Source organism: Legionella sp. 227 (assembly GCF_043161935.1).
Lineage (GTDB): Bacteria > Pseudomonadota > Gammaproteobacteria > Legionellales > Legionellaceae > Legionella > Legionella sheltonii.
Genome location: NZ_CP171154.1, coordinates 3342246 through 3364229 on the forward strand (window position 1 = coordinate 3342246; position 21984 = coordinate 3364229).

Genomic DNA, 21984 nt, shown 5'->3' on the forward strand with positions numbered 1-21984 from the left:
TTATAACCGCTTACAAATAAATTAAAAATGATTTGTCACAAATAATGACTTTTACTGTAATTCACATAACAAAATTGGGACCTGGAGACAATGAAACGACACTTCCATCATCACTAGAATAGCGACAGATGGCCACCACTAGCACCGTGTTACGATATGAAGTCCTTCGCTATACTGGGATGACGTCAAAATGATCTCGGATTATGCAACTTAATCAAAGCGAACAGACATTCACCTTGCAGCAATTATTCTACAGTATTCAGCTCTTGATTTGCTTTAGGCATAAAGTGTAGTTTTTGCCATCTTTGAGAACGACTTGTCCTGTCTTTAACCTCACCCGCCAATTGACCACATGCCGCATCGATATCATCACCGCGTGTTTTTCGAGTAATTGTATTAATACCTTGGGCGATTAACATATCTCTAAAGGCATCAATTGCTTCCTGAGATGAACGCTCATACTGTGTCATCGGGAAAGGATTAAAAGGAATTAAATTGACTTTGGCTGGAACATTACGCAACAACTTTATCAATTGTTTTGCATGCAATGGTTGGTCGTTAACACCCTTAAGCATTACGTACTCAAAAGTCACTTTTCTTCGCGGTTCATTTTTAAAATAAGTTTTACACAAGGCCATTAACTGAGCCAAGGGATATTTTTTATTTATAGGAACCAACTCATTTCTTAATTCATCATTAGGTGCATGTAATGAAACAGCAAGAGCTACAGGACTTACCTCTCTTAAACGCTCCAAGTCAGGCAATACTCCAGAAGTACTTAAAGTAACGCGACGTTTTGATAATCCATAAGCAAAATCATCCATCATAATATTCATTGCTGACACTACATTATCAAAATTGAGTAAAGGTTCCCCCATCCCCATCATCACCACATTTGTCACTCTTTTGTCATGCGCACCTTGTTGTAATGATAATTCGCGTACTGCTAGCCAAACCTGACCAATGATTTCACCAGTGGATAAATTGCGATTAAAACCTTGTTTTGCAGTGGAACAAAAAGAACAATTTAAAGCGCAGCCTACTTGTGAGGAAACACATAAAGTTCCACGATTAGCTTCAGGAATAAATACTGTCTCAATGCAATTACCACAATCCAGTTTTAAAAGCCATTTGTGGGTACCATCATTCGATTTTTGACAAGCAACGATTTCAGGTAATTTAATGGATGAAAGTTGCGTAAGCTTTTCTCTTAATGACTTGCTAAGATTCGTCATTTTAGTGAAGTCAGATAAACCTGCTTGATGAATCCACTGGATTATTTGTTGGGCACGATAAGGTTGTTCGCCCCAGCTATCCAGCAGTTCCCGCATTTGTTGGTAATTGTAATCCAGCAGATTTACTTTTTGCACAGTCATTTTTACTCCAAATTTAATGACGTTAGACAAGATAAATGTAGTTCTGGAGCAACGCAGTAAAGCTGCCGTCATCCCGAGTGCAACGAGGAATCACACCTCGTAACACTGTGCTATAGTAGGAGATATTTCGCGACGCCGGGATGACAGGGTTATAGCGCTGCTCAGCGCTACATTACTACTGTCATTAAATATCTAAAACCTAATTTTTATCGTTCACAAATTTCATGAGGTTCAAAGAAGAATGCAATTTCACGAGCAGCATTTTCTAGGCTATCTGAACCATGAACTGCATTGGCATCAATGCTATCAGCAAAATCAGCACGTATGGTTCCAGGAGCAGCTTCTTTAGGATTTGTTGCACCCATGATGTCTCTGTTTTTCATTACCGCATTCTCACCTTGTAATGCCTGAATCATCACAGGACCTGAAATCATGAATTCTACCAAATCTTTAAAGAAAGGACGTGCGCGGTGAATATCATAAAAACTTTCTGCTTGTTCACGTGAAAGTTGCATCATTTTTGCAGCGACTATGTTTAAACCAGCATTTTCAAAACGAGTATAAATTTGACCTATAACCGATTTAGCAACTGCGTCGGGCTTAATAATTGACAATGTTGTTTCTTTTGCCATCAGGGACTCCATAAGGGGGTTAGTTAAAGTGCCATATTATACACGAAATACTGGCTACATGGCTAATATAAATTCATTTTTATATGATTATGGTCTTGATGATAAAAGCAAAACAGATTCCGAAGTTGTTTTGCTTTCCTATATCGATTGAGAAATTATAGAGACCCTATGCTTTTATCAAAATATAAAGGCTCTCTGTTAATCGCATCTTGCTCGGGATCAATTTTGTATTCAGGCAAGGATTTCATTAAATCAATAACACGAATAATCGTATCAAAAAACTGATTTCGATACGAATTGGCTGACCGATTAATTTCGTCGGTTTGCTGAACATAATCCATGATTTGATCATCAAAATCGATGTTCATTTGCAAAATTTCTGATAATGAAGTTAACATTTTACCTTTTAAGTCTTCTGTTAGGGAAACCTTAAGCACTTCATTCATTTTCTCTATAAAAAGAGACCCATTAGTTTGAATTTCCCTTACATTACAATAGATCAGTGCATGATTAATAGCTTGCCTAATTTGACTTTTTTTCACGGTGAGACCAGCAGCCTTTAGTAGTTTGTTAAGCGAGCTGAGTGCTTTTTCAAGTTCGGCATTAAAGAGCTGAGTCATTTGAATCAAAATACGTTGACTGTTAGCAATCAAATAATCCTGATCCCCCTGCACCTTTTGAAACGCTTCACCCAGTGCAACTAATTGTTGCCGCTCATTTTCTATAGTTTCACGTGTTGCAGCGCCTTGAGCCTCTTCACCTTTAGAATTTTCACCAGAAAGTAAATAATCAATAAATAATTTCTGGACATAAACATGATAATCATTCGCCTGCTGTAAGACGATACCATTGAGTACGCTTTTTAATGGAACCTGTATTAATCGATGGTAAAAACTAAATGGACTTTTAATTGCTGCAACTAAGTCCGTTTGTGCTAAATTAACGTTGTATCTTCCTAATATACGTTCAGCTGTTATTGCACCATAAGTTGAAAACCATTGGTTTAATTCATTATCAATTTCTTCCCCGTTCATTTTTCATCCAATTCAATTTCATTAAGGTATATGATATAAGACAGTTTATTTTTATAAGTATAGTGTATCTCGCAGATGTTAAAACGTTTAGACAATGATTTACAATTATTAAATGATTTTCTTCAGGTAAAAACGCCACAAGTATGGTTGGATTTCGCAGCAACTCATATTCCTTTGCTATTAATCGACCATGCCCATTGTGAACGCAAGGCAGCAGCAACTGCCATTAATTTTATGAGCAAATATCCAGAAAAAAAAGAACTGGTTGACGTGATGTCTCCTTTGGCTCGGGAAGAGTTACTTCATTTTGAAAAAGTCATTCATTTTATGACCCAAAGAGGAATTGAATTTTGTCCTTTGCAACCTTCAGGCTATGCGACCCGAATGCATAAACAGGTTACCAGCAGAAATGTCCTTCAACGTCTATGTGATCAGCTGATTATTGGTGCCATTATTGAAGCCCGTTCCTGCGAGCGTTTTCATGCGATTATCCCTTATCTTGAAGATAAGGACTTGATCAAATTCTATGGAACTTTAATTAAATCAGAAGCACGTCATTTTGAGGATTATCTGCGACTGGCAAAATTATACGGTGGAAATATAGAACAGCGTTTGCAATTGTTTTTATCATTAGAAAATGATTTTATTTTATCAACGGATACAGTATTCCGTTTTCATAGCGGAATACCGCAGTCCTGATAAAGAGTGATTAAGGAGCGGGTGTACTCTGCTCCTCTTTTTGTTCATCATATTTCAAGGTGGCATTGTCTTTGAGGAATGTAGCAAAGCTAGTATTTCTATTATCATTTAATTCTTTAAATTTATCCTCATTCAATAATACACCAGTTGCATGATGTCGATACACACCTTTATTGGCGTGTGGAACCGGTAGATAACCCTGTTCTTCCAACCAAATATCAACAAATTTTTTAAACGCTTTATTCGCTGGATTTTCTTCTTTTCCACGCTGGATATCTGCAGCTAAGGAAGAACCATCATCGGCACGAGTTAAGTCGGCTATGTTAACTTTTCCATCTTTAAATGAAACCTTTTGCTCTAAGACGGGGAAATCTATACCGCTTTTGCCTCTAATCGCTTTATGAACGATCGCTGTTTTAAGCGACTGATATATCTTTTCATTAGGATGAAATAGATGTCCAAGCACGGGAATAGGTCTAGTAGCCTGCTTCACGAGGTCTAATCCCTCACCGGCAACTTGTTCTGACGATATGTTTATCGCTTTATTCAATTTTGTTAATAAATTAAGCAAGGACATCATATTAGAACGCCAGTCAATGGTGGAGTTTTGGTCTGAGTTAATCAGATGTTCAGCCAATTGATCTACTTCTTCCCAATAAGTTTCAGGGCCGCCCTCTTTTCGATTTTTGAGTTTATGTTTGCTTCTCAACTCATCCATAACTTTGGCCCACTGCTGTCGCTGTTTGGCTTGTTCGGTCTCTAGCGCTGCATTGTACTCTTTATCTCTTTGTTCTTTTCGGAGTTTTTCCGCTCCCTCCAGAGAAGTTTTATTCGCTTCTTGCTTCTGCTCTTCAAGCTCTGTTTTATTTCGGGTCATAACCTAACACTCCAAAATTACATGTGGGCAAAATAGAGCCCTTTTGTATGATCATAACACAACACATGGGGTTTGTCATCCCAGTCACTGAGTACATAACGCCTTAATTCTTGCGAATTATTTTGATACAAAGTGATGCCCGGTTTATGTGTATGACCATGAATTAATTGAGTTACTCGATAACGTGACATATGCTTAATTACTTCATCAGCAACAACATCCATTTCTTCTACAGATTTGTTCTGATTCATCTGACTTCGATAACGTATTTGCTTCACTAACCGTTGACGATATTTAATTGGTAAACTTAAAAATAAGATAGAAAATATTCTATTTCGAGTTATCAGTCTAAAGCGCTGATGCGCTAAGTCTTTAGTACAATATCGATCCCCATGGACTAAGAGTATTTTTTCCTGCCCTAATTGGATTACCGTCGGCTCCGCTAAAATAGTCCATCCCGCAAGCTTTGCAAAAGTTTTCCCCAATAAAAAGTCACGATTTCCATGCATATAAAACAGGTTAATGCCCTGTTTTTTTAAAGAAAATAGCTGATTGGCAATGTTTCTGCTCCATTCATCAATAGTATCATCACCAGCCCAGGCATGGAAAAAATCACCGAGGATATAAACATTTTTAACTGAAATTTTTGCCCATTCCACAAATTGATTAAAACGCTCCTCGATGGCCTGATCTTCTGGATGCAAATGAAGATCAGAAATAAAAGCAACTTCTATCATAAAGGCTCAATATGTATGTGTTCATCCATTAGGTAAATTTGACAAGGTCCATTATAAGGTTGAATCGCATCACTTAAGCGATAAAATCCAGCAATTGATACCAACTCGGCCTCAAGTGACTGACAAAAAATTCGTGCTTCCTTATCACCCGAGATCCCCGCTAAAGCTCTGCCTCTTAAAGCGCCATATACATGAATACAGCCATCTGCCAATAATTCAGCACCATGACTCACTGAAGCAGCAACCACAAGATCGGCACCTTTTGCTACGACTTGCTGTCCTGAACGAACCGGTGTGGTAATTAATTTTGTTATTGATTTTGCTGCATCGTGATGATTGTTTTCAATTGGTCGTTCAATAATCGGCTTATCTTGCGTCGAAGATGCATGTAATACCGCTAACCCATGACATTGAGCTAACGTGTTGTGTAATACACTTCCTCCTTGAATCGCAACAGGAATCATCCCTTGAGTACGCGCCGCCTGCAGTAAAGTCTGCAAATCAAACTCCAACTGTTGCACCGAAGACAAATCAAAAACAACGGGAGTATGCTCAAATAACTTTGGGGCTTTAGCAACAGTATCAGCTAGTTGTTGCGAAAAAAAATCTGGGTCCGTATTTAATACATGCAATACAGTAAATGTATAAAGACGACCTTTAAGCTTAAATGCTTGAGTTTGCGTTATATGTTCACCCATGAGTATGATATCCATAACCAATATTTTTGTTTATACTAACATGTGAAAACCAATAACAGAAGGATATTAAGGTGGATAAACGGTGGTTTGAACAATATCAGAAAGGAGTTCCGCACGAAATTGACGCAAGTCAATATTCTTCCCTCGTAGATTTGTTTAAAGAATCCTGCACGCGTTATGCTAAGAAAACCTCATATACCAATTTGGGGAGCAGTATTACTTTTAGTGAACTGGATGAATTGAGCAGAGATTTAGCTGCTTATCTTCAACAACTTAAATTGGATAAAGGGACTCGAGTAGCAATCATGCTCCCTAACGTAATTCAATATCCGGTAGCTCTATTTGCCATCTTACGAGCAGGATATGTAGTTGTTAATACCAATCCTCTTTATACTTCTGACGAGCTGATTCATCAGATTAATGACTCTGGTGCTGAAGCAATTATTGTCCTCGCTAATTTTGCAAAAACCGTTGAAAAAGCATTAAATTCCATGCCCACGTTAAAACATGTCATTGTCACTGAGATAGCCGATCTGTTTCCGACGCCAAAACGAATTATTATCAATTCAATAATTAAATATGTAAAAAAAATGGTGCCTGCTTATAACATTCCTCACGCAGTAGCTTTTAATTACGCATTGCTTGAAGGAAAACAGTCCCCCCTTCATCATGTCGAATTGGATCATGATGACATTGCATTTTTACAATATACCGGAGGAACAACCGGTGTGGCAAAAGGTGCTGTTTTAACTCATGGGAATATGGTCTCCAATGTCCTTCAAGCCGATTCATGGATTAAACCAATAGGTTTAGATGGTGATGAAATCATTGTTACGGCAATTCCTCTTTATCATATTTTTTCTCTTACTGCGAATTGTTTAACTTTTTTAAAACTAGGTGCAAAAAACATCTTGATCACCAATCCCCGTGATGTAGGGCACTTTATTAAAGAATTAAAAAAAGCGCATTTTTCAGCAATTACAGGTGTTAATACACTGTTTAATGTATTATTAAATCATCCCAAATTTAAAGAAGTTGATTTCAGTAAACTGAAAATTTCACTTGCTGGTGGAATGGCTTTGCAAAAAAGCGTAGCCCTTAAATGGTTGGAAGTTACTAAAACTCCCGTATTAGAAGCTTATGGCTTAACTGAAACCAGTCCTGCTGCCATCATAAATCCGATGAACCTTGTTGAATATAACGGAAGTGTAGGACTACCGCTTCCTTCTACAGATGTGATTATTCTCGATGATGAGGAACATGAAGTACCAATAGGTACAAGTGGCGAAATATGTATTAAAGGACCGCAGGTAACTCCTGGATATTGGAAACGACCTGATGAAACTGCATTGGTATTTACTAAAAGTGGCTATTTAAAAACTGGTGACATTGGCAAAATGGATGAAGAAGGTTTTATTTATTTAGTTGATCGTAAAAAAGATATGTTACTCGTCTCCGGATTTAATGTTTATCCAAATGAAGTAGAACAAGTGATTGCAATGCACCCCGGTGTTTTAGAGGTTGGGGTTGTTGGCATTGTTGATAAAGAATCTGGTGAGCGTGTTAAAGCCTGTATTGTGAAAAGAGATCCTAGTTTAACTGCTGAACAAATTATTGCTTATTGTCGCGAACATCTAACCGCTTATAAAGTCCCTAAAGTAGTTGAATTTTACAATGAGCTTCCCAAAACAAATGTGGGAAAAATTCTTCGTCGGGCGCTTAAAGACAGTCATGCGACTACTTCTCCTAGCCATCCAGAAACAAAACCCGCTGTGGCCATTTAATGATGGTAGCATTTGCAGCCCGGATTAGCGCAACTAATCCGGGAGCTGACACCGCCATCCTAAGCGACGAGGTCCCTCGCTACACTCGAAATGACGTGCACTGCTAATTCTCCTATACTCCTATTTAGCTAATTGCCTCATTATGCGGGCTGTTGCACCCCATACCCAATCCTTATTCGCGGTAAATTCACAAGTGACATAACGACGTCCGCCTCGCTCAATCATAAAATCTTTATAATTTTTTGCATCTTGAACTAATGTCATTGGGATAGAGATAAGGCGAACTACTTCATGAGAATTTAACTGATAGGGATGAACAGACTCAACACTCGCAAACCAAGGATGAATAATACTTCCTAGAAGAGTATTCTGTATGTCCAATTCTCTTATCAGTGTAATACGGTCTGGAGCAATACCCAACTCTTCATTCAACTCTCGAAGCGCTGTAGCATAGTAATTTTCATCCCCTTCCTCCCATGAGCCACCAGGGAAACATATTTCACCGGGATGTGTTCGCAGTTGATCACTACGTTTTGTCAAAATTAACGAATCGGATAATTGTTCATACAAAACAACCACTGCCGAATGCACAATTTTTTTATTTTTAGATTCAGTTAAGTCCATTAATGACCGCTGCTATTTTGATGAAACATTCACGATATTCATCTTCACAGTCAGAGTCAATAACAATTCCACCACCAGCAGCTAAATGCAAAATATTTTCTTTGGCGGTGACTGTACGAATAGCAATATTTGTATCAAATCGTCCATGTCGTGAAAAATAGCCTATGGACCCACAGTAAATTCCTCGTGCATACGATTCTTGCTCATGAATAATTCGCATGGACTCAATTTTCGGTGCACCTGTAATAGATCCCCCAGGAAAGCAGGATAAAAATGCCTCAAAAGGCAGAATTGTTGGTTTGCATAGCGCTTCAATTGTACTTACTAAATGATGCACTGAATTATAACTTTGTACTTCACATAAATGGGTTACGTGTACTGAACCAGGCAGAGCAATTTTACCTAAATCATTCCTTAATAAATCAACAATCATGACATTCTCAGCCCGATTTTTTTCACAAGAAGTTAATTTGTTTTTTAACTGCTCATCTTCAAGGAGATTATTAGAACGCCCTATTGTTCCTTTAATAGGAGATGCGACCAATTTACCTGCCTCATGAAATAGAAAACGCTCTGGCGAGAAACTTAAAATATCTGCATGCTTTGTTTTCATAAAGGCAGCAAAAGGAACAGGATTTTCTCTGCAAATTTTATCGTAAAAACACCAACTGTCTCCTTCATAAGCAGCATGAAAAGGCTGAGTAAGATTGACCTGATAGCTTCTTCCTTCGTTTAAGGATTGATGGATAGAGAAAAATGCCTCCTGGTAATTCTGCTTTGATACCAATGGAGTAAAATTGCTTGTAATTAATGCGGTGCCAGGTTGTCCAATAGAGTTACTCCATAATTCGATGACTTCATCAACTATTCTAGGGGTTGATGGATGTGTATTTGCTGCAAACAATGTAATAATTTTTTTATGATGATCTACAATTATTGCCCAATCATACAAACCAAGATCCAATAAAGGCATATTCTCTAATGTGAGTTGTATCTGGGAGTTTATTCCAAATAACTTTGCACCAAGATCATAAGATACATATCCCAGAGCCCCGCCTTGAAAAGGAAGATCGGACACAGAGGGTAATGGAGATAAAATGTGATTTATTTCCTTTAATAAATACGATAAATCGGAAGAGCTATGAGCAATTTGGATGGAATCATAAGGGTAGGCACTAAGAATATCATAACGCCCATGAATGTGGTCTGTACTTTCTAGAAGAACAAAACCAGGTAGATGCCGTAATTTTTGGTAATAATCATGCAGCGAATGATGATAGTCCAATGAATGAAATACAAATTGACTCAAAATAGACCCTCTTAGGTAATTATTATAAAACTTAGATAGCCCGAGTACAGCGCAGCGGAGCCGAAGGATGCCCCCCCGCCACACCATTCCCAGCGCTACAAAATTACTTCTTTTTTAATATCATTCCAACACTAATTCTCTGGTTTTTAAATTAATTTGTGAGTATGCTATGCAAACGCTTTATTGACAAGGAGCCTCATATGTCAACAGTTGCTCAATTTGATATTACATATATTCAATTTTTAAATGAACATGGAAAATTAGTCGGCCAACTCCCCGCTTTTGCCCATGATCATTCTGCACTAAAAGAGCTTTATAAAATCATGGTTCTTACACGCACCTTTGATAAAAAAGCCATTGCTTTGCAAAGAACGGGTAAAATGGGAACTTATGCTCCTATTAACGGACAGGAGGCAATTTCCACAGCCATAGGCCATGCGATGCGTCCTGAGGATGTGTTGATTCCATATTACCGTGATTATGCTGCTCAATTTCAACGTGGTGTAAAAATGTCTGAAATTTTAGCATTTTGGGGTGGTGACGAACGAGGAAGCCAGTTTTCTTGTAATTCAGAAGACCTACCAATATGTGTTCCAATTGCCTCACAATGCTTGCATGCAACTGGTGTTGCATTTGCTTTCCAATATAGAAATCAACCACGCGTTGCTGTAGTTTGTCTTGGAGAAGGTGGCACATCAGAAGGTGATTTCTATGAAGCGATGAATGTTGCAGGTACTTGGAATTTACCTGTCGTTTTTGTGGTGAACAACAATCAATGGGCTATTTCTGTTCCCAGAGACCAACAGACAGGTTCAAAAACTATTGCACAAAAAGCAATAGCTGCAGGTTTTAAAGGCATACAAATCGATGGCAATGACATATTGGCAACAAGACAAGTTATTGGCGATGCAATTGAAAAGGCACGACGTGGTGAGGGACCTACTTTAATTGAAGCGATATCTTACCGTTTATCTGATCATACAACAGCGGACGATGCCACTCGCTATCAACCTTGTGAGGAAGTTGAAAAGGCCAAGCCTAGGGAGCCAATCTCTCGATTCAAAGAGTTCCTTATGGAGCAAAAAATCTGGAATGCCAATGACGAAGAAAAATTAGTAATCCATTGTGCTGAAGAAGTAGAAAAAGCAGTTAATGAATACCTGAGTATGAAAATGCAGCCTATTAGCAGTATTTTTGATTATCATTATGCTGAATTACCCGAGTATTTAGTGGAACAACGCGCAATAGCTATGGAGGAAGCAACTCATGCCTGATATTACTTTGATTGAGGCAGTAACTCAGGCTTTGGCTTATGAGTTAGCTCATGATGAAAATGTTGTGGTTTTTGGTGAAGATGTTGGCAAAAACGGAGGTGTATTCCGCGCCACAGTGGGATTACAAGAACGCTTTGGTGAAAAACGAGTATTTGATACTCCTCTTGCCGAATCCATGATTGCAGGTTTGGCCATTGGTATGTCAATCCAAGGACTAAAACCAGTCGCTGAATTTCAATTTATGGGATTTATTTATCCTGCCATGAACCAAATTATTTCTCATGCTGCTCGTATGCGGAATAGAACACGCGGACGACTCCATTGTCCTCTTGTTTTTCGAGCTCCTTTTGGTGGGGGTATCCGCGCTCCAGAACACCATTCAGAAAGTACTGAAGCTTTATTTGCTCATATTCCAGGGTTACAAGTGGTAATTCCCTCCTCCCCAAAGAGAGCTTATGGCTTGCTCTTAGCCGCTATGCGTAATCCTGATCCAGTCATTTTTCTTGAACCTAAACGCATTTATCGTTTGGTCAAGCAACCTGTAGAAGATAATGGCCAAGCACTGCCTATAGGTAAATGTTTTACTTTGCAAGAAGGTGACGACGTTACCTTAATAAGCTGGGGTGCCAGTATTCACGAAACACAACAAGCAGCGAAACAATTGGGTGAGGAAGGAGTTTCCTGCGAAGTAATCGATGTTGCAACCATCAAACCACTGGACATAGAAACAATTTTAGCCTCTGTAGAAAAAACAGGACGTTGTGTTATCGTTCATGAGGGAGCAAAAACTTGTGGGGTTGGCGCCGAAATTTCAGCACAAATTATGGAAAATTGTATGGCTGATTTAATGGCCCCAGTTCAGCGGGTAACTGGATATGATACTGTAATGCCTTATTTCCAATTGGAAAAACAATACATACCCAGTATTACACGTATTAAAAACAGCGTTATGAGCTTAATGGAGTAATAATGAATATTTTCAATCTACCTGATTTGGGTGAAGGCCTACCAGATGCTGAGATACATGAATGGTTTGTCAAAGAAGGCGATACTGTGGTAGCAGATCAACCTTTAGTTTCTATGGAAACCGCAAAAGCAGTAGTGGATGTGCCTTGCCCTCAGTCTGGCACTATAAGCAAATTATATGGAAAACCTGGTGATGTCATTAAAACAGGGGAACCTTTGGTAGCTTTTGAATCAACCAGTGCCAAGCCAGCAGACAAAGGAACAGTAGTAGGTAATTTAGAAGAAAGTAGTGAAGTTTCAGAAGACAACTTTACTATAGGGGCACAACACTCTGCTAAAAATCGTATCAAAGCCACTCCGGCGGTGAAAATGCTTGCTAAAAAACTGGGTGTTGATTTATCTACGCTTAAAGGAACTGGAGAGTTTGGTGTCATTACTCGTAATGATGTTCAAGCACAAGCAGATAAAAATGCTGAAGTTCCTGCTGGTTTTGAACCGTTACGCGGAGTTAGACGAGCCATGCTCAACAGTATGATTCAATCTCATACAGAAGTAGTCCCCGTAAGTATTTTTGATGAAGCAGATATTAGTGCTTGGAAACCAGGTACTGACATCACCGTTCGTTTAATCCACGCAATGATCTACGCTGCTAAAAAAGAACCTGCATTAAATGCATGGTTTGATACAAAACATAGTGCTCGTCAATGTTTTAAGCAAGTCCATCTTGGATTAGCTATGGATAATGAAGAAGGATTATTTGTACCTGTAATTCATGATGCGGGAAAACATTCCGATACCGAACTACGAAAAATGATCAATGAATTTAAACACTCAGTGAGTAATCGAGAAATTACCGCCGATAAATTGAAAGGAGCTACCATCACTCTTTCCAATTTTGGAAAATTCGCAGGTCGCTTTGCAAGTCCAATTATTGTTCCCCCCATGGTTGCCATCTTGGCAGTGGGTAGACTCTATCAAGGGGCTGTTGTTAATACCGAAGGAGTCATAGAAGCACATAATATACTTCCATTATCACTAAGTTTTGATCACCGAGCAGTTACTGGAGGCGAGGCAACTCGTTTCTTGGGGGCTGTGATGGAGTCATTGCAGAAGGAATAAGTTAAAACCCCTTCTCCCTATTGGCGAGAAGGGGTTTTTCCCACTTAATAACAAGAAAGACAGTTATTGTTGTTGCACTTTTTCTTGCACTTTTTCTTGCACTTTACCTTTTAATTTTTCAGCTAACTTCGTTTTGCATTTTTGCAGTTGTTCTGGACTAAAATTGGTATTTGGTAATCTTTTATTACCCATTGCTACGGGTAAAACACAGTCTTTGATTAATCCTTTACCGGCTTTTTCACCGCCTTTATAGTAACCATTTTGCATACAAGAAATTGCAATAGCTTTACAAGATCCTGCCCAGCCAAAGAATGTCACACTCATTAATAAGCTCAATATACCAAGCTTTGCAATAAATTTGTTCATGGTAATAATTCCTTTTAAATTGAGGATAAAAATCCTATTTTTACAATTGCCTCTAAAATATAGCACAATATTTATACTTTGCTTTATTAATCAAATTTAATTAATAAAAAATCATCTAAGATCTTCATTAATTTCTCAAAATCGTCCACGTTATTACTTAGTATTACTATCGATATCTGATAATGAGGCAAGTATCCAAGAAAACTATGATAGCTGTCTTGTCCACCTTGGAATGCAATTAATGGACCTAAAGAAGTTAACTCCGTCGACAAACCAAGATGTTCCCAGTTTCCGTCTTCGTCCTTAAAATAATTTTTTAGCATAATTGAGCGAAGTACAGACTCTGCCTTGGCATAAAAATAATTATTCCATTTAACTAAATCAGCGCTGGATGAAATGATATTTCCAGTTCCAACAGCATTATTCATGTCTATGAAGATTTCGCTATTCAAATTTGTAACTAATTTAGAAAATCGACTATCTTCTTTTAAAACAAAGTAATTATCTTTAACTGGCGCCGATGAAAAGGTCATATCACTAGGTTCTTTAATCAGTTTATGGAAAATATCCTCAAAAGATGATTGTTCTAATTCTTCAAGCAGCTTTGCCAATAACAGATAATTTGTATTGGAATAATGATATCTTTTCTCAGAATTAAAATGTACCGACTGCATGATTTCTACAGGGTTGATTGGATTATTCAAAGCTTGGGGCTGCATCAGTTCACTCTGATAATAATCAATATAATCAGAAAGACCGGATCGATGAGTTAATAAATCCAGTAAAGTAATTTCGGATACCCAAGGTCTATTAACATTTTTTAAAAATGTAGAGTCCGGAAATAATAAGGTAATTTTTTGCTCTAACATCTGCGTTAAATCGCGATGAGCATATTTTTTTTTCAATGAACTCAGCAACATATAAGCTGTCATATGTTTGGTAAGTGATCCAATATAAAATTGGGATTGATCAGTTACATTCTGGCCTGAATATGAAAAAGTACCATATCTACTTGAAACAGTAATAACACTATCTTTCAAAATCGGGTCAAATTTGTTCAGCTCTTGCTGTAGTCGTACTAAATACTGTTCTGAATTGTTGGACGAAGCAGCACAAAATAAAGATAAAAAGATCAGGGTAATACAAACAATACAATAAACACTCTTTTTTAAAATATGCACTACGTTCATTATAAAAATCTGCTAATTCATGCTATGTTTGGGCAATTTTATTAAGTAACGCAGCGAGCCTGCATCCTGCATACGTGACTTGCTTTTGCACTAATTGCTGGGCATTTTCTTGATATTTAATACTAGGAGTTTCATTAGGGTTCATTTGATAAACATTCCTTAAAGCCAACTTATAAGACATTTTTGCCCATTTGGCTGGTCTTGTTTGTTTACCAATAACCGAGCATGGGAGTTTTTGTTCCAATTGCTGGGCTGTATTTTTTACTCGTATCTCGTCATATTGGCCCAGAAAAAAACCGGCTCCATTATCCCAGTATTGATGTAAATTACTACCTACTGGATTGGTTCCTAGTAAGAATAAATTACCACCTAAGTCTCCCCTGGGATGTTGTGCGCTAACCCTAGTTATGGCATGTAAAGGTTGATGAATATCACCTGTTATATGAATTAACATGCGTAATGCGAGTTTTTTGTCCGATGGGGTTGTCTTTTTAGAAGCGAGTGCGGAACTAGCCAGTTTAATTGTCTTTACTGCATTAGTACTTTCAATGGCAGGCGTAGGGGTTCCGTCACTGGAAAAAGGGGTATCAATATAATGCATTACATCATACCAATACACTTCCCTCCATCTTATTTCATCCATCCAAGTCGAAGCGCTAACAAAACTTGAGTTGGGCGTGTTGTGTGTCCGCGAACGAAGGTACTTGTAACACATTTCCTTAGCTTTTGGTGATAAATTATCATAAGCAATTTGTGCTACTACCCTGTGGCCTGCAGCATTCCAAGGATAAGCATTGAAAGCGGCCAAACAAAAAATAAGTCCATATATAATTCGTGACATAATTAACCTAAATAGGGAGACCACGCAGGTTCTTGTACATCTCCTTCACGTGCAGGTAGTCTCATTCTTATTCTACCGTCAAGAGAAACGATACCCAATACACCTTTATCCTGATTATGAGTCGCATAAAGAATCAAACGACCATTGGGTGCAACAGATGGAGACTCATCCCGGCCAGAGAAAGTTAGGCTGACAACAGGTCCGCCGGTTGCACTTTGTAAGCCAATGTTAAATTGCTTATCATCTCGATGCAACATAACAATATTTTTCATATCTGGAGTATAAGAGGCGCGTGCATTATAGTTGCCTTCAAAAGTTAAACGAGATACTTGGCCATTTGCTAAAGATAGACGATATATTTGTGGCGACCCGCCTCTACCTGAGGTAAATAAAATGCTTTTACCGTCTGGAGCATAGCGTGGTTCCGTATCAATAGCATCTCCAAAGGTCAATTGCTTCATATTACCCGAGTTAATGTCTATGCTGTAAATTTTAGGTGTTCCACTTTTAGATAATACTACAGCAAGTTCTCTGCCATCGGGCGACCATGCAGGAGCACCGTTAATTCCAGGGAAACTGGTAATTAAGCGTCTTTGACCTGTCTCAACTGAAACCGTAAATATTTGTGCTCTTTTTTTCTCAAAAGATACATAAGAGATGCTTTTACCATCAGGTGCCCAAGCTGGAGACATAATAGGTTCGGATGAAACCAACAAACTTTGAGGATTATGTCCATCAGCATCAGCAACCTCGAGTGAGTAACGAGTACTGCCTACCATTCTTTGCACAGAAATATAGGCGATACGAGTAGAAAATATCCCCTTCTCCCCTGTTAATTTTTGGTATACTTCATCGCTAATATGATGCGCTAGCGGTCTCACTTGATTCGCATTAATTTGATAAGTTTTCGTCAATAATGTTGCACCATTAGCCACAGCATCAGTTAGTGTAAAGCTAACTTCATAATGCCCCCCTACCTGACTTACTCGGCCGGTTACAACACTGTCGGCTCCCAATTGTTTCAATGTGCTAACTGATGATTGGGAGTTAGCTCCTTGTGGGCCAGAAACAATTCGAAACTGCCCTGATAAATTCAGATCATTTTCGATAATTTGTCCAATTTCTTTACCAGTACTATCTGAGCCAAACGAATTAATTGCAATGGGTAAAGCAGAGTTAATCCCTTGGGTTAACTCCAAATCAAGAGCAAAAGTTTGCTGTGTCAAAAACAATAAAAATAGTGTAATAATTCGGTTAATCACGAGTTTTACCCCCTCACTTGTTCTGGTCGAACGGTTAAACTTATATCGCGAAACAGATTAAATGTTTCTGCATCCGCTGGTACAGGTAACGGCGAAGCCTTATAAATTGCTGTTTGTGCTGATCGGTCAAGTAACGGATCGCCACTGCTTCGGGTTAAAGTAACCTCCAACACCATACCATCAGGAGCAAGACGTATTCTGAATTGACTGGATAGGGTGCTGTCCACATTTTCAGGCAATATCCAATTTCTTCCAATGGCATTTACAATCAGAGCCTTATACTTGTCAACTTCACCTGCAATACGTGCTTGTCTTTCAGCATTTTGAGCTGCTTGTGCTTGTTTTGCAGCTGCATCAGCTGCTGCTTGCTTTTTTCGCTCCATTTCTGCTTTTTTTGCCAGCTCAGCTTTTTCTTTTTCTGCTTTCTCTTTTTCAGCTTGAGCTTTCTCTACCAACTTTTTCTTATTCAGATCGTCGAGCTTTTTAGCTTCCAGTTGCTGTTGTTTTACCAATTCCTCTTTTTGCTTTTTTAACTCTTCAACACGCTTTGCCTCCAATGCTTTTTGTTCGGCAAGTTTCTTTAATCGCTTTTTTTCTTCCTCTACCTGCTTTTTTCGTGCAATAGCTATTTTATTGGCCTCTTCTTTGAGTCGTGCGATTTGTTGTTGCTCCTTTATTCGTTGCTGTCTTGCGGCTTCTGCTTGTCGTTTAAGTTCATTTTGTCGATTGATTTCAGCTCGTTTTTGTTGCTCACGTTCCTGCTTTAAACGATTCACTGTTTCCATGACTTGTTTATTATCAACACTGACTGCTTTCACTACCTCAGTTTGTGGCGTCACTGCGATGGGCTGTTCTATTCCTGGAGTATTCTTAGTTTCTGCGGTTAAAACAGGTCGTTGACTTGAATTGTCAGTGAACAACATCACGATTAAAAAAAGATGTAATCCAAGCGCGGCAAAAAAGGCCTTGCGATAACTGGGATTGCTTATCATGCTTGCCCCTCTGTTTTTTCTGCTTCTGAATCAGTCAGCAATCCTACTTGTTCTGCACCCGCTTGCTTGAGTAGTGCCATTGCCTGCACGACTTTTCCATATGCAACTCCCTGGTCTCCCTTAACCAGTACATTCAGCTTTTGATTGGATTGTTTTGCTAACTCCAATTCTGCAGCAACACGAACCACCAATGCTTGTGATTCTATAGGTTCAGCAGGTGTACTGCTGATGTTAAGGAAATAAGTACCTTGCTGATTTACTGAAACAATAATAGGTTCTCTATCTGTAGGAGCCAAAGTCTGACTTGCAGCCTTCGGTAGGTCAACAGTGACCCCCTGACTCAGCATTGGCGCTGTGATCATAAAAATAACAAGTAAAACCAACATCACATCGATATAGGGTACGACATTAATTTCAGATATGGGGCGCTCACGTTTGGTTTTTGCTCGGATCATTTCAAATTCTACCCTCTTACAGTGTCACTGTTTTGTTGTTCTATAAGCGATATTAATTCTTCCTGAAATAAATCAAATCGATTTAATAAGTCATTAGCACGCGTTGTATATCGGTTGTATGCAATAACCGCTGGTATTGCTGTAAATAATCCCAAAGCGGTAGCCACAAGTGCTTCGGAGATACCAGGAGCCACCATAGCAATAGTAGCCTGTTGGGCATGCCCCAATGCCTGGAAGGATGTCATTATACCCCAAACAGTACCAAATAGTCCTACATAAGGTGCAATAGAACCTACAGAAGCAAAAAAGGGTAAATGTTTTTCCAACTTCTCTGCTTCTTTTGCATGAGTAATTTGCATGACTCGCTGTATCGGTTCAATGATTACATTACCCTGCTTTCTGGCGCGTACAAACTCTTTAAAACCAGCATGAAAAATAGCTGCCATGCCATGTCGCTCATCTAAATTACTATCAATATCAGCATAAAGTCTGCTCAAGTCACCACTATCCCAAAATCTTCGACTAAAAGCCTCTGTAAACTGTTTTTTCCGGTTAAAAAACCAGGCACGCTGAAATATTAATGTCCAAGAAGTAATGGATGCAGCAGTTAATAAAATCATGACTGATTTAACAACTAAACCTGCTTGCATAAAATACATTAATACATTTGCTTGATTACCCATCTATATTATCTCCAGTACCAAGATCTTATCTCTTCATCGTAGTCTGGGTGTAGTACAGCGGCATACTGCACCGCACCCAGGATTAGCTCTCACTTAAGCTACGATAATTCTTTTATTCAAGTGGAAATCGTTTTGGTTTCAAACTACTATTCACGCATACCACTTGAATTTTAGCGTCACAAATTACTTTTCCTTGTTGATTTTGCATGCCTTGCTCAAATAAAAAACTACAAGCGCCTAATTGCTGCACTTGAGTGTTGACTGTTAGTAAATCATCCAACCGTGCTGGTGCTTTATAACGAACATGTACATCATATATCGCAAAAAGAGTATCTTGCTTCATCAAATCAGAGAGGATCAAATTATTTTGTCGTAACATCTCTGTTCGAGCTCGCTCAAAATAACAAAGATAATTTGCATGATACACAATGCCCATGTAGTCTACGTCTTCAGCATACACTCGAAAGACATGTTGATACGTGGTTGCGTCATCCATAGAATTAATCCTGCTCTACTGTGGTTATACCAAAATGCTGATATGCCTTTGCCGTGGCTATTCTACCTCTTGGCGTGCGCATAAGGAATCCTTGTTGTATTAAAAATGGCTCCAAAACATCTTCAATTGTGCCTTTTTCTTCGCCGATTGCTGCCGCAATACTATCAATACCTACAGGACCTCCATTAAATTGTTCAATCACAGCTAAAAGTAATTTTCTATCCATGAGATCAAAACCATGCTTATCCACATCCAACATTTCTAATGCTTTTTGTGCAATATCAAGACTAATGACCCCACTTCCTTTAACTTCGGCATAATCTCTAACACGACGGAGCAATCGATTCGCAATACGTGGAGTTCCTCTTGAACGCAATGCGATTTCTCTCGCTCCTTCGTGTTTCGTTTTTACATTAAGTAATTGCGCAGAACGTGCAACAATCTGTGTTAATGAATCAACAGAATAATATTCGAGACGTTGTACAATACCAAATCGATCTCTAAGTGGAGAAGTAAGTAACCCAGCTCGTGTTGTCGCACCAATCAAAGTGAACGGCGGTAATTCGAGTTTGATAGACCTTGCGGCTGGTCCCTCCCCGATCATGATATCCAATTTATAATCTTCCATTGCCGGATAGAGTATTTCCTCTATGACCGGACTAAGTCGATGAATTTCATCAATGAATAGAACATCATTTGTTTGTAAATTAGTGAGTATTGCTGCGATATCACCTGCACGTTCAATTACCGGTCCAGAGGTTTGTCGCAAATTAACACCCATTTCGTGAGCAATAATATTGGCTAAAGTCGTTTTACCCAGGCCAGGAGGACCAAATATTAGGACATGATCCAAAGCATCTTTTCGTTTTTTAGCGGCATCAATAAAAATCTGCATTTGAGAGCTCACAGCATCCTGCCCTATGTACTCACTAAGACTCAAGGGTCTGATAGCACGATCAATCGCCTCTTCTGAGGAGATATTTTGAGTACTGATTAAGCGATCACTTTCCAGCATAAGTTCTTATTTAAGAGTTCAAACGAATTAGGGTATTTTATCATATGTTTTTTTTATCGCAGCTTATTTGTTGAATTTATAAAGCGAAAATTAAGAATTTTGATAAACCATCAACAGACAGCAATAACCGAGGATTAATAATAAATAGTCCCAAATGAGGCGGTAGCTACATTCGGGACTTACTTTAAAATATATCTGTTCTAAATTAATTGGTACTCATGTTCATGACTTGAGGATAGAAGCTCCCAGTTGGGTAGGTTATTTCGTCAGATTCTTGAGAAGATATTTCAGAAGATGTTAAAGCAGGTTTAAAAAACGAGATTAAATTTTTTTCTCGGTTATATTCCTCCTCAACAGGTGCACACGATTTAAATTCATCAATGCAACTAAGAAGGTTTGCCATTGAGTATATTGCAGCCAAACTAGCAATTGCTATTACAGCAAGAGCAAAGAAAGGATTAGCAGCTGCTAGAGGTGCGGCCATTACAATGCTATATGAGAAAAAGGTACACGCAAACCCAGCCCAGAATAATAGCTCTATCGCATTGCAAATATTCTCAAGAACAACGCCATTTTTTCTAAGAGACTTTATTTCTTCTATAGTCTTTAATACCTCATCAGGTTTTGAGACGCCACTTTTTATCTCTTCAAGTCCTGTAACCAACAGCTCGTAAATTTGTATGCATTCTTCTTCATCTTCCTCAAAATTTGCCTCCTGATACAATGCGTAGTAATAATTTTTAATTGCTTCCAATTCTTTTTCAATTTCTGCACTTAATTTCAATCCTTGAAATAATGCATCTATTTTTTTGTTACATAGTTTCAAGCGCTCTTCATGTTTAGACATAATTCATCCCTTAATTTTTAAAAGGAAAACAGTTATATTGATTAGTAAGTAAGCACTTGTTTTATATCATAACCGTGAAAGGAAAAAAATGACTACAATTGATCTATTGATGCCATGACTATTTTTCGAGCTCTAAAAATACGAGATCGCACAGTTCCAATAGGACAATCCATTTTTTTTGCAATGTCCTCATAAGATTGACCATCAAGGATGTGCATTCCATAACAAAGGCGTAACTCTTCAGATAGAGTAGAAAGAATGGTTTCCAATTGCTCACCAAATTCAATATTAATTAATAAATATTCAGGTGATAATTGTACCGACGGATTGCAGTTGTCTGCGTATTCAGCTTCCATATCCATTCTTAAATTGGCAGTACGATAATGATTTTTGATTGTATTTTGAGTAATACGATACAACCAGGTAGAAAATTGGCTTTTCTCTTTAAAATAATGTAAGTAGCGATAAACTTTAATTAATACTTCTTGCGCCAAATCACTAACATTTGCTCGGTCTTGAATATGTAAGTGAATAATTTGTTGTATTTTATTATTATACCGTGACAACAACAGATTATAAGCTTCCATGTTCCCCTGTCTTGCTAAATTAATTAAGTCTTCATCACTATAAGAAGCTTCTTTATTCATTACTTCCTCATAATTCCATTATATGAATGACTGACTATTATTTGTGCCATATGTATAATTA

24 protein-coding genes are annotated in these 21984 nt (G+C 38.3%); 5 read left to right on the plus strand and 19 right to left on the minus strand.

Annotation, left to right across the window (positions count from 1 at the left end; all coding sequences use genetic code 11):
- Positions 1-245: 245 nt before the first annotated feature.
- The 3 genes from rlmN to ACF8MK_RS14550 form a co-directional block, all read right to left on the minus strand.
- Positions 246-1376, minus strand: a complete 1131-nt coding sequence (rlmN, locus tag ACF8MK_RS14540) for a 23S rRNA (adenine(2503)-C(2))-methyltransferase RlmN (RefSeq protein WP_392537258.1) — start codon at positions 1374-1376, stop codon at positions 246-248.
- A 206-nt stretch (positions 1377-1582) separates the two neighbouring features.
- Positions 1583-2008, minus strand: coding sequence for a nucleoside-diphosphate kinase (gene ndk, locus ACF8MK_RS14545; protein WP_028380638.1), 426 nt, complete (start codon positions 2006-2008; stop codon positions 1583-1585).
- 155 nt (positions 2009-2163) lie between these two features.
- On the minus strand, positions 2164-3042 hold the full coding sequence (locus tag ACF8MK_RS14550; RefSeq protein WP_392537259.1) for a hypothetical protein: 879 nt from the start codon (positions 3040-3042) through the stop codon (positions 2164-2166).
- 75 nt (positions 3043-3117) lie between these two features.
- On the opposite strand from ACF8MK_RS14550, the gene ACF8MK_RS14555 reads away from it, so the two are divergent.
- Entirely contained in the window at positions 3118-3741 is a 624-nt protein-coding gene (locus tag ACF8MK_RS14555) for a tRNA-(ms[2]io[6]A)-hydroxylase (protein ID WP_392537260.1), read from the plus strand.
- 10 nt (positions 3742-3751) lie between these two features.
- Here ACF8MK_RS14555 and ACF8MK_RS14560 read toward each other — a convergent pair whose 3' ends face one another.
- Genes ACF8MK_RS14560 through minC form a run of 3 tightly spaced genes read right to left on the minus strand, consistent with a single transcriptional unit; the run spans position 3752 to position 6053 of the window.
- On the minus strand, positions 3752-4618 hold the full coding sequence (locus ACF8MK_RS14560; RefSeq protein WP_392537261.1) for a hypothetical protein: 867 nt from the start codon (positions 4616-4618) through the stop codon (positions 3752-3754).
- Between the two features lie 17 nt (positions 4619-4635).
- Positions 4636-5355 (minus strand): UDP-2,3-diacylglucosamine diphosphatase, encoded by a 720-nt coding sequence (locus ACF8MK_RS14565; protein ID WP_392537262.1) that lies wholly within the window; start codon positions 5353-5355, stop codon positions 4636-4638.
- Positions 5352-6053, minus strand: a complete 702-nt coding sequence (minC, locus tag ACF8MK_RS14570) for a septum site-determining protein MinC (protein ID WP_265704845.1) — start codon at positions 6051-6053, stop codon at positions 5352-5354. The genes ACF8MK_RS14565 and minC overlap by 4 nt, the downstream gene beginning before the upstream one ends.
- A gap of 71 nt (positions 6054-6124) precedes the next feature.
- Here minC and ACF8MK_RS14575 point away from each other — a divergent pair, with 71 nt between their 5' ends.
- Positions 6125-7837 carry an AMP-binding protein gene (locus ACF8MK_RS14575; RefSeq protein ID WP_392537263.1) on the plus strand — a complete coding sequence of 571 codons (1713 nt, stop codon included), beginning with the start codon at positions 6125-6127 and terminating at the stop codon, positions 7835-7837.
- A gap of 120 nt (positions 7838-7957) precedes the next feature.
- On the opposite strand, the gene ACF8MK_RS14580 is transcribed toward ACF8MK_RS14575, so the two are convergent.
- Positions 7958-8461 carry an NUDIX hydrolase gene (locus ACF8MK_RS14580; RefSeq protein ID WP_392537264.1) on the minus strand — a complete coding sequence of 168 codons (504 nt, stop codon included), beginning with the start codon at positions 8459-8461 and terminating at the stop codon, positions 7958-7960.
- Positions 8448-9770, minus strand: coding sequence for an aminodeoxychorismate synthase component I (gene pabB, locus ACF8MK_RS14585; RefSeq protein ID WP_392537265.1), 1323 nt, complete (start codon positions 9768-9770; stop codon positions 8448-8450). The genes ACF8MK_RS14580 and pabB overlap by 14 nt, the downstream gene beginning before the upstream one ends.
- 200 nt (positions 9771-9970) lie before the next feature.
- Between pabB and pdhA the strand changes: the two genes are divergently transcribed.
- Genes pdhA through ACF8MK_RS14600 form a run of 3 tightly spaced genes read left to right on the plus strand, consistent with a single transcriptional unit; the run spans position 9971 to position 13129 of the window.
- Complete coding sequence (gene pdhA, locus ACF8MK_RS14590; protein WP_392537266.1) at positions 9971-11044, plus strand: pyruvate dehydrogenase (acetyl-transferring) E1 component subunit alpha; 1074 nt, start codon at positions 9971-9973, stop codon at positions 11042-11044.
- Positions 11037-12011 (plus strand): alpha-ketoacid dehydrogenase subunit beta, encoded by a 975-nt coding sequence (locus ACF8MK_RS14595; protein ID WP_265704840.1) that lies wholly within the window; start codon positions 11037-11039, stop codon positions 12009-12011. Before pdhA ends, ACF8MK_RS14595 begins: the two co-directional genes overlap by 8 nt.
- A 2-nt stretch (positions 12012-12013) precedes the next feature.
- The gene (locus ACF8MK_RS14600; protein ID WP_392537267.1) at positions 12014-13129 is read left to right on the plus strand and encodes a dihydrolipoamide acetyltransferase family protein; all 1116 of its coding nucleotides are present in this window, start codon (positions 12014-12016) and stop codon (positions 13127-13129) included.
- 63 nt (positions 13130-13192) lie between these two features.
- On the opposite strand, the gene ACF8MK_RS14605 is transcribed toward ACF8MK_RS14600, so the two are convergent.
- From ACF8MK_RS14605 to ACF8MK_RS14655, 11 genes are all read right to left on the minus strand, one after another.
- Positions 13193-13495, minus strand: coding sequence for a hypothetical protein (locus ACF8MK_RS14605; RefSeq protein ID WP_392537268.1), 303 nt, complete (start codon positions 13493-13495; stop codon positions 13193-13195).
- Positions 13496-13581: 86 nt separating this feature from the next.
- Positions 13582-14685, minus strand: coding sequence for a serine hydrolase domain-containing protein (locus tag ACF8MK_RS14610; RefSeq protein ID WP_392537269.1), 1104 nt, complete (start codon positions 14683-14685; stop codon positions 13582-13584).
- 22 nt (positions 14686-14707) lie between these two features.
- Positions 14708-15526 (minus strand): S1/P1 nuclease, encoded by an 819-nt coding sequence (locus ACF8MK_RS14615; protein WP_392537270.1) that lies wholly within the window; start codon positions 15524-15526, stop codon positions 14708-14710.
- A gap of 2 nt (positions 15527-15528) precedes the next feature.
- On the minus strand, positions 15529-16788 hold the full coding sequence (gene tolB / locus ACF8MK_RS14620; protein WP_392537271.1) for a Tol-Pal system beta propeller repeat protein TolB: 1260 nt from the start codon (positions 16786-16788) through the stop codon (positions 15529-15531).
- A gap of 5 nt (positions 16789-16793) precedes the next feature.
- Entirely contained in the window at positions 16794-17780 is a 987-nt protein-coding gene (tolA, locus tag ACF8MK_RS14625) for a cell envelope integrity protein TolA (RefSeq protein WP_392537272.1), read from the minus strand.
- Positions 17777-18235, minus strand: coding sequence for a protein TolR (gene tolR, locus ACF8MK_RS14630; RefSeq protein ID WP_265704833.1), 459 nt, complete (start codon positions 18233-18235; stop codon positions 17777-17779). Before tolR ends, tolA begins: the two co-directional genes overlap by 4 nt.
- 8 nt (positions 18236-18243) lie before the next feature.
- Positions 18244-18918 carry a protein TolQ gene (tolQ, locus tag ACF8MK_RS14635; RefSeq protein ID WP_028380655.1) on the minus strand — a complete coding sequence of 225 codons (675 nt, stop codon included), beginning with the start codon at positions 18916-18918 and terminating at the stop codon, positions 18244-18246.
- A gap of 112 nt (positions 18919-19030) precedes the next feature.
- Positions 19031-19414 (minus strand): YbgC/FadM family acyl-CoA thioesterase, encoded by a 384-nt coding sequence (locus tag ACF8MK_RS14640; protein ID WP_265704832.1) that lies wholly within the window; start codon positions 19412-19414, stop codon positions 19031-19033.
- A gap of 4 nt (positions 19415-19418) precedes the next feature.
- Positions 19419-20429 (minus strand): Holliday junction branch migration DNA helicase RuvB, encoded by a 1011-nt coding sequence (gene ruvB / locus ACF8MK_RS14645; protein WP_392537273.1) that lies wholly within the window; start codon positions 20427-20429, stop codon positions 19419-19421.
- A gap of 205 nt (positions 20430-20634) precedes the next feature.
- Entirely contained in the window at positions 20635-21276 is a 642-nt protein-coding gene (locus tag ACF8MK_RS14650) for a DUF5638 domain-containing protein (protein ID WP_392537274.1), read from the minus strand.
- Between the two features lie 92 nt (positions 21277-21368).
- On the minus strand, positions 21369-21923 hold the full coding sequence (locus tag ACF8MK_RS14655) for a sigma-70 family RNA polymerase sigma factor (protein WP_392537275.1): 555 nt from the start codon (positions 21921-21923) through the stop codon (positions 21369-21371).
- Positions 21924-21984: the final 61 nt, after the last annotated feature.